This window comes from Blastococcus sp. CT_GayMR20, assembly GCF_004570345.1.
In genome coordinates this window covers 1-7,311 of sequence record NZ_SPQM01000191.1, presented here as the reverse complement: position 1 = coordinate 7,311, position 7,311 = coordinate 1, and the positions used below count along the sequence as shown (strand labels likewise).

Here is a 7,311-nt window from a genome sequence, read left to right as displayed (position 1 = left end):
GCGCCGGCGATCGCCGCCCGCTCGAGGACGCCGATCCAGGCGCCCCCGCGCAGGATGGTCGGGTCCTGCGGCCCGCCGGCCACGCCGACCTGGGCCGGATCGGCCGCCCGCAGGACGGCCGTGGCGACGGGACCGCCACCCAGCACCGCGGCGAGCACGGCGGCGGCGGTCGCCACCTCGACGACGCCCTCGGGAGCGTCGTCGCCCACCCACCCCAGGACGGCGGAGAGCGCGAGCAGGGCCGCGAGGATCGCCGCGCCCCAGAGCGGGCGGAAGCGTTCGCCACGGGCGGTGAGCAGCAGGCCCGCGGCGGAGACGACGGCCAGGACGGCGAGTGAGGCGATGCCCATGCCGGCCTCAGCCCCCGGCCCGGGTGAGCAGGCGGGTGGCGGTGGGCCGCAGCTCGCGCTCCAGGTCCCACAGCCCCGCGGCGAGACGCTGACCCACCGCCTGCCGCGAGATGCCGAGCTCGGTCGCCGCCTGGGCCTGGGTACGGCCCTCCGCGACCAGGCCGATCGCCTCCCACGCCTGGTCGCTGCGCCGGTCGACGAGGACGGCCAGGGCGCTGAGGACGGCCTGGGCGTCGGCGGCGTCGGCCGGCACCGCACCGCGCACCGCCAGCCGGGACGGGCGCTGCTTGGCGGCGTCCACGGCCCGGCGGGCGCTGAGGAACGCGGGACCGGCGCCGGCGCGCGTGCTCTTCGGCAGCGGGGTCTGCACCGGGCCCGCCCCGATGCCGATGCTCCACTCGCCGGCGCGCACGAGGTCGAGGACGACGTCCACCACCTGCCCGGGATCGTCGAGGACGCCCTGGAACTCGTCGCCGGCCGTACGCTCGAACGCCAGCACGGTCGGTACGGCGGCGTTGAGCCGCTGCAGGACCTCGGCCACCCGGTCGGTGGTCCGCCGGCTCGCCTTCTGGTCCACGGTCAGCACGAAGGGCACCTCGCAAGCCTGACAGCTTTCCTCATCGGATGCAAGTCTCAGAGCTTGTCGATGGCCTCGGGTGGGAAACCGCCGGTGGCGATCGGGCCCCATCCGGTGAGCGTGACCCGCAGCAGGGACTTGCCCTGCCGGCTCATCGCCGCCCGGTACTCGTCCCAGTCGGGATGCTCGCCGCTGATCGACCGGTAGTACTCCACCAGCGGCTCGAGCGCCTCGGGCAGGTCCAGGACCTCGGCCTCCCCGTCGACCTGCACCCAGGGTCCGTCCCAGTCCTCCGACAGCACGCACATCGACACGGCAGGGTCGCGCCGCGCATTGGCCACCTTGGCCCGCTGCGGATAGGTGGAGACGACGATCCGCCCGTCGCCGTCCACACCGCAGGTGACCGGCGACAGCTGCACCCCGCCCTCGCGCCGCCGGGTCAGCAGCACCGCGTGGTGCCGTGGGCGGAGGAATTCCAGGAGGGCGTCGCGGTCGACGCGGTCAGCGGTGGCGGTTCTCGGCATGGACCGACGCTACGACGAAGGTGTGACGCTCGTTGTCCGGCCGGGTCCGGGCCGCCCATCTGTGCTGTGATCGACCACATGAGGCTCCGACTTCCTGGCCGTCCAGCCGCCGAGCCGCACCGCGAGAAGGACCAGGACGCGCCGGACCCGGACCGTGCCGCCGTCACCACGGCTCCCGCACCCAGCCACGACCGCGGCCCCCGCCTGCAGGCGGCCAGTCGCACGCTGGCGATCGCGTCGTGGCGGTTCCTGCTGATCACGGCAGCGATCGTCGTCCTCGGCTACGTGCTCGGACGGCTGTGGTCGATCCTGCTGCCGATCGTCCTCGGGCTGCTCATCGCCACGGTGCTCTGGCCGGCCACGCGCTTCCTGCGCAGGCACGGCTGGCCGCCGGCCCTGGCGGCGAGCGTCGTGCTGATCGGCTTCATCGCGGCGTTCGTCGGCATCATCGCCGCGATCGCCCCGTCCGTCGCCGACCAGGTCACCGAACTCGCCGACCAGGCGTCCGCCGCCCTGCAGGACGTGCAGGAGTGGCTGCAGGGGCCTCCGTTCAACCTCGGCGAGGACCAGATCGGCGACGCCGTCGACTCGGTCATCAATTCGATCCAGGGCAACGCCCAGAACATCGCCGGCTACGCCCTCACCGGCGCCTCGGCGGTCGGCAACAGCCTGATCAACCTGGTGCTGGCGCTCGTCCTCGTCTTCTTCTTCCTCAAGGACGGCCCCCGCTGGGTGCCCTGGCTCTCGGCGCAGACCGGCCCCAGGGCGTCGCGGCACGTCGCGGCCCTGTCGTACAAGACGTGGTCGACGCTCTCGGAGTTCATCCGCCAGCAGGCCCTGGTCGGGTTCATCGACGCGCTCTTCATCGGCATCGGGCTCTGGATCTTCGACGTGCCGCTGGTGCTGCCGCTGGCCGTGCTCACGTTCTTCGGCGGCTTCATCCCCATCATCGGCGCCTTCGTCGCCGGCGCGTTCGCCGTCCTCATCGCCCTGGTCGACGAGGGCTTCACGGTGGCCCTGATCATCCTGGCGATCGTCATCCTCGTGCAGCAGATCGAGGGCAACGTGCTGCAGCCGATCATCCAGGGCCGCGGGTTCAACCTCCACGCCGCCGTCGTCATCCTGGCCGTCACCGCCGGCAGCAGCCTCGCCGGCATCATCGGCGCCTTCCTCTCCGTGCCCATCGCCGCGCTCATCGCGGTGATCTACCGCTACATCAGGGACGAACTGGACCATCGGTCCCCCGAGGTGGCCGACGACGGCACGCAGGCCCGGATCACCGGCGACGACGCCGGCGCCGAGATCCGGCACGACCAGGTCGCGGCCCCCGCTCCGGACGGCACGGACCCGGCGCGCTGAGCACCCGTCAGGAGGACCATGGGCGGTTCCGGGGGAATGCCGGACCGGTCCCCGGAGCTGCACCTGCCAGTCCGTCCACCGTCATGGAGGTTGTCCCGTGCCCCAGCGACCGGAGGAGCTCGTCGAGCTGCTCCCCGAGGCGTCCCGCTTCCTGAGCCGCGAGGCAGCGGTCGGGGACCCGGCCGAACGCGGCGGGCTGGTGCTGGTGCACGACCTGGCCGGCGACTTCGACGCCGCGCACGCCGGCACCCTCGCCGGCGCGCACCTGCTCGCCGGGCTGCCGCACGAGGTGATCGCCCGGTTCGACGTCGACAGCCTGGTCGACTACCGGGCGCACCGCCCGCGGATGACCTTCAGCGGCGACCGCTACGAGTCCTTCGCCGCGCCGGAGATCTCGCTCCACGCGCTGGAGGACGACGCCGGCGTGCCGTTCCTGCTGCTGCACGGCGCGGAGCCCGACTACGCCTGGGAGCGGTTCGTGGCCGCGGTGGCGCAGCTCGTCGAGAAGCTCGGCGTCACCTCGGTCGTGGCGCTGCAGGCCATCCCGATGCCGGTCCCCCACACCCGGCCGGTCACCGTGACCGCCCACGCCACACGCCGCCAGCTCATCGAGCCCTATCCCGTGTACTGGGGTGAGATGCGGATCCCCGGCAGCATCTCGGCGCTGCTGGAGCTGCGGCTCGGCGAGGCCGGCGTCGACGCGCTGGGCGTCGCCGCCCACGTGCCGCACTACCTGGCCCAGGCCACCTACCCCGCGGCGTCGCTCACCCTGGTCGAGCACCTCGAGCGGCTGACCGGCCTGCACCTGCCCACCGACTCGCTGCGCGAGGCGGCCGAGGTCCACCGCACCGAGGTCGACGAGCAGATCGCCCGGTCCAGCGAGAACCTCGCCGTGGTCGCCGCGCTCGAGGTGCTCGACCAGGGTGAGCGACGCCGCGGGGTAGGTGGCCTGGGCCAGGTAGTGCGGCACGTGGGCGGCGACGCCCAGCGCGTCGACGCCGGCCTCGCCGAGCCGCAGCTCCAGCAGCGCCGAGATGCTGCCGGGGATCCGCATCTCACCCCAGTACACGGGATAGGGCTCGATGAGCTGGCGGCGTGTGGCGTGGGCGGTCACGGTGACCGGCCGGGTGTGGGGGACCGGCATCGGGATGGCCTGCAGCGCCACGACCGAGGTGACGCCGAGCTTCTCGACGAGCTGCGCCACCGCGGCCACGAACCGCTCCCAGGCGTAGTCGGGCTCCGCGCCGTGCAGCAGCAGGAACGGCACGCCGGCGTCGTCCTCCAGCGCGTGGAGCGAGATCTCCGGCGCGGCGAAGGACTCGTAGCGGTCGCCGCTGAAGGTCATCCGCGGGCGGTGCGCCCGGTAGTCGACCAGGCTGTCGACGTCGAACCGGGCGATCACCTCGTGCGGCAGCCCGGCGAGCAGGTGCGCGCCGGCGAGGGTGCCGGCGTGCGCGGCGTCGAAGTCGCCGGCCAGGTCGTGCACCAGCACCAGCCCGCCGCGTTCGGCCGGGTCCCCGACCGCTGCCTCGCGGCTCAGGAAGCGGGACGCCTCGGGGAGCAGCTCGACGAGCTCCTCCGGTCGCTGGGGCACGGGACAACCTCCATGACGGTGGACGGACTGGCAGGTGCAGCTCCGGGGACCGGTCCGGCATTCCCCCGGAACCGCCCATGGTCCTCCTGACGGGTGCTCAGCGCGCCGGGTCCGTGCCGTCCGGAGCGGGGGCCGCGACCTGGTCGTGCCGGATCTCGGCGCCGGCGTCGTCGCCGGTGATCCGGGCCTGCGTGCCGTCGTCGGCCACCTCGGGGGACCGATGGTCCAGTTCGTCCCTGATGTAGCGGTAGATCACCGCGATGAGCGCGGCGATGGGCACGGAGAGGAAGGCGCCGATGATGCCGGCGAGGCTGCTGCCGGCGGTGACGGCCAGGATGACGACGGCGGCGTGGAGGTTGAACCCGCGGCCCTGGATGATCGGCTGCAGCACGTTGCCCTCGATCTGCTGCACGAGGATGACGATCGCCAGGATGATCAGGGCCACCGTGAAGCCCTCGTCGACCAGGGCGATGAGGACGGCGAACGCGCCGGCGACGAAGGCGCCGATGATGGGGATGAAGCCGCCGAAGAACGTGAGCACGGCCAGCGGCAGCACCAGCGGCACGTCGAAGATCCAGAGCCCGATGCCGATGAAGAGCGCGTCGATGAACCCGACCAGGGCCTGCTGGCGGATGAACTCCGAGAGCGTCGACCACGTCTTGTACGACAGGGCCGCGACGTGCCGCGACGCCCTGGGGCCGGTCTGCGCCGAGAGCCAGGGCACCCAGCGGGGGCCGTCCTTGAGGAAGAAGAAGACGAGGACGAGCGCCAGCACCAGGTTGATCAGGCTGTTGCCGACCGCCGAGGCGCCGGTGAGGGCGTAGCCGGCGATGTTCTGGGCGTTGCCCTGGATCGAATTGATGACCGAGTCGACGGCGTCGCCGATCTGGTCCTCGCCGAGGTTGAACGGAGGCCCCTGCAGCCACTCCTGCACGTCCTGCAGGGCGGCGGACGCCTGGTCGGCGAGTTCGGTGACCTGGTCGGCGACGGACGGGGCGATCGCGGCGATGATGCCGACGAACGCCGCGATGAAGCCGATCAGCACGACGCTCGCCGCCAGGGCCGGCGGCCAGCCGTGCCTGCGCAGGAAGCGCGTGGCCGGCCAGAGCACCGTGGCGATGAGCAGCCCGAGGACGATCGGCAGCAGGATCGACCACAGCCGTCCGAGCACGTAGCCGAGGACGACGATCGCTGCCGTGATCAGCAGGAACCGCCACGACGCGATCGCCAGCGTGCGACTGGCCGCCTGCAGGCGGGGGCCGCGGTCGTGGCTGGGTGCGGGAGCCGTGGTGACGGCGGCACGGTCCGGGTCCGGCGCGTCCTGGTCCTTCTCGCGGTGCGGCTCGGCGGCTGGACGGCCAGGAAGTCGGAGCCTCATGTGGTCGATCACAGCACAGATGGGCGGCCCGGACCCGGCCGGACAACGAGCGTCACACCTTCGTCGTAGCGTCGGTCCATGCCGAGAACCGCCACCGCTGACCGCGTCGACCGCGACGCCCTCCTGGAATTCCTCCGCCCACGGCACCACGCGGTGCTGCTGACCCGGCGGCGCGAGGGCGGGGTGCAGCTGTCGCCGGTCACCTGCGGTGTGGACGGCGACGGGCGGATCGTCGTCTCCACCTATCCGCAGCGGGCCAAGGTGGCCAATGCGCGGCGCGACCCTGCCGTGTCGATGTGCGTGCTGTCGGAGGACTGGGACGGACCCTGGGTGCAGGTCGACGGGGAGGCCGAGGTCCTGGACCTGCCCGAGGCGCTCGAGCCGCTGGTGGAGTACTACCGGTCGATCAGCGGCGAGCATCCCGACTGGGACGAGTACCGGGCGGCGATGAGCCGGCAGGGCAAGTCCCTGCTGCGGGTCACGCTCACCGGATGGGGCCCGATCGCCACCGGCGGTTTCCCACCCGAGGCCATCGACAAGCTCTGAGACTTGCATCCGATGAGGAAAGCTGTCAGGCTTGCGAGGTGCCCTTCGTGCTGACCGTGGACCAGAAGGCGAGCCGGCGGACCACCGACCGGGTGGCCGAGGTCCTGCAGCGGCTCAACGCCGCCGTACCGACCGTGCTGGCGTTCGAGCGTACGGCCGGCGACGAGTTCCAGGGCGTCCTCGACGATCCCGGGCAGGTGGTGGACGTCGTCCTCGACCTCGTGCGCGCCGGCGAGTGGAGCATCGGCATCGGGGCGGGCCCGGTGCAGACCCCGCTGCCGAAGAGCACGCGCGCCGGCGCCGGTCCCGCGTTCCTCAGCGCCCGCCGGGCCGTGGACGCCGCCAAGCAGCGCCCGTCCCGGCTGGCGGTGCGCGGTGCGGTGCCGGCCGACGCCGCCGACGCCCAGGCCGTCCTCAGCGCCCTGGCCGTCCTCGTCGACCGGCGCAGCGACCAGGCGTGGGAGGCGATCGGCCTGGTCGCGGAGGGCCGTACCCAGGCCCAGGCGGCGACCGAGCTCGGCATCTCGCGGCAGGCGGTGGGTCAGCGTCTCGCCGCGGGGCTGTGGGACCTGGAGCGCGAGCTGCGGCCCACCGCCACCCGCCTGCTCACCCGGGCCGGGGGCTGAGGCCGGCATGGGCATCGCCTCACTCGCCGTCCTGGCCGTCGTCTCCGCCGCGGGCCTGCTGCTCACCGCCCGTGGCGAACGCTTCCGCCCGCTCTGGGGCGCGGCGATCCTCGCGGCCCTGCTCGCGCTCTCCGCCGTCCTGGGGTGGGTGGGCGACGACGCTCCCGAGGGCGTCGTCGAGGTGGCGACCGCCGCCGCCGTGCTCGCCGCGGTGCTGGGTGGCGGTCCCGTCGCCACGGCCGTCCTGCGGGCGGCCGATCCGGCCCAGGTCGGCGTGGCCGGCGGGCCGCAGGACCCGACCATCCTGCGCGGGGGCGCCTGGATCGGCGTCCTCGAGCGGGCGGCGATCGCCGGCGC

General features: G+C 73.3%; 8 protein-coding genes and 2 pseudogenes. 5 read left to right on the top strand and 5 right to left on the bottom strand.

Translation table 11 applies throughout. The features are described 5' to 3' along the window. The 3 genes from E4P40_RS24930 to E4P40_RS24920 all read right to left on the bottom strand — a co-directional run. On the bottom strand, positions 1 to 350 hold a 350-nt coding region (locus tag E4P40_RS24930; RefSeq protein ID WP_135161028.1), incomplete at its 3' end, for a hypothetical protein. 7 nt (positions 351 to 357) lie between these two features. Then, entirely contained in the window at positions 358 to 945 is a 588-nt protein-coding gene (locus E4P40_RS24925) for a SatD family protein (RefSeq protein WP_135161029.1), read from the bottom strand. A 38-nt stretch (positions 946 to 983) separates the two neighbouring features. Then, positions 984 to 1,451, bottom strand: coding sequence for a PPOX class F420-dependent oxidoreductase (locus E4P40_RS24920; RefSeq protein WP_135161030.1), 468 nt, complete (start codon positions 1,449 to 1,451; stop codon positions 984 to 986). Positions 1,452 to 1,529: 78 nt separating this feature from the next. Here E4P40_RS24920 and E4P40_RS24915 point away from each other — a divergent pair, with 78 nt between their 5' ends. Together E4P40_RS24915 and E4P40_RS29175 are read left to right on the top strand one after the other, a co-directional pair. After that, positions 1,530 to 2,810, top strand: a complete 1,281-nt coding sequence (locus E4P40_RS24915) for an AI-2E family transporter (protein WP_135161031.1) — start codon at positions 1,530 to 1,532, stop codon at positions 2,808 to 2,810. Positions 2,811 to 2,907: 97 nt separating this feature from the next. Next, a pseudogene (locus tag E4P40_RS29175) lies at positions 2,908 to 3,663 on the top strand (PAC2 family protein); the annotation flags it as partial. Between the two features lie 108 nt (positions 3,664 to 3,771). On the opposite strand, the pseudogene E4P40_RS29170 reads toward E4P40_RS29175, so the two are convergent. Both E4P40_RS29170 and E4P40_RS24900 read right to left on the bottom strand, forming a co-directional pair. Further along, a pseudogene (locus E4P40_RS29170) lies at positions 3,772 to 4,296 on the bottom strand (PAC2 family protein); the annotation flags it as partial. A gap of 205 nt (positions 4,297 to 4,501) precedes the next feature. Further along, entirely contained in the window at positions 4,502 to 5,782 is a 1,281-nt protein-coding gene (locus E4P40_RS24900; RefSeq protein WP_135161031.1) for an AI-2E family transporter, read from the bottom strand. Positions 5,783 to 5,860: 78 nt separating this feature from the next. Between E4P40_RS24900 and E4P40_RS24895 the strand changes: the two genes are divergently transcribed. The 3 genes from E4P40_RS24895 to E4P40_RS24885 form a co-directional block, all read left to right on the top strand. Further along, positions 5,861 to 6,328: a PPOX class F420-dependent oxidoreductase gene (locus E4P40_RS24895; protein WP_135161030.1), complete on the top strand. Its 468-nt coding sequence runs from the start codon at positions 5,861 to 5,863 to the stop codon at positions 6,326 to 6,328. Between the two features lie 38 nt (positions 6,329 to 6,366). After that, the gene (locus E4P40_RS24890) at positions 6,367 to 6,954 is read left to right on the top strand and encodes a SatD family protein (protein WP_135161029.1); all 588 of its coding nucleotides are present in this window, start codon (positions 6,367 to 6,369) and stop codon (positions 6,952 to 6,954) included. A 7-nt stretch (positions 6,955 to 6,961) separates the two neighbouring features. Next, positions 6,962 to 7,311: hypothetical protein (locus E4P40_RS24885; protein ID WP_135161028.1), on the top strand; the 350-nt coding region annotated here is incomplete at its 3' end.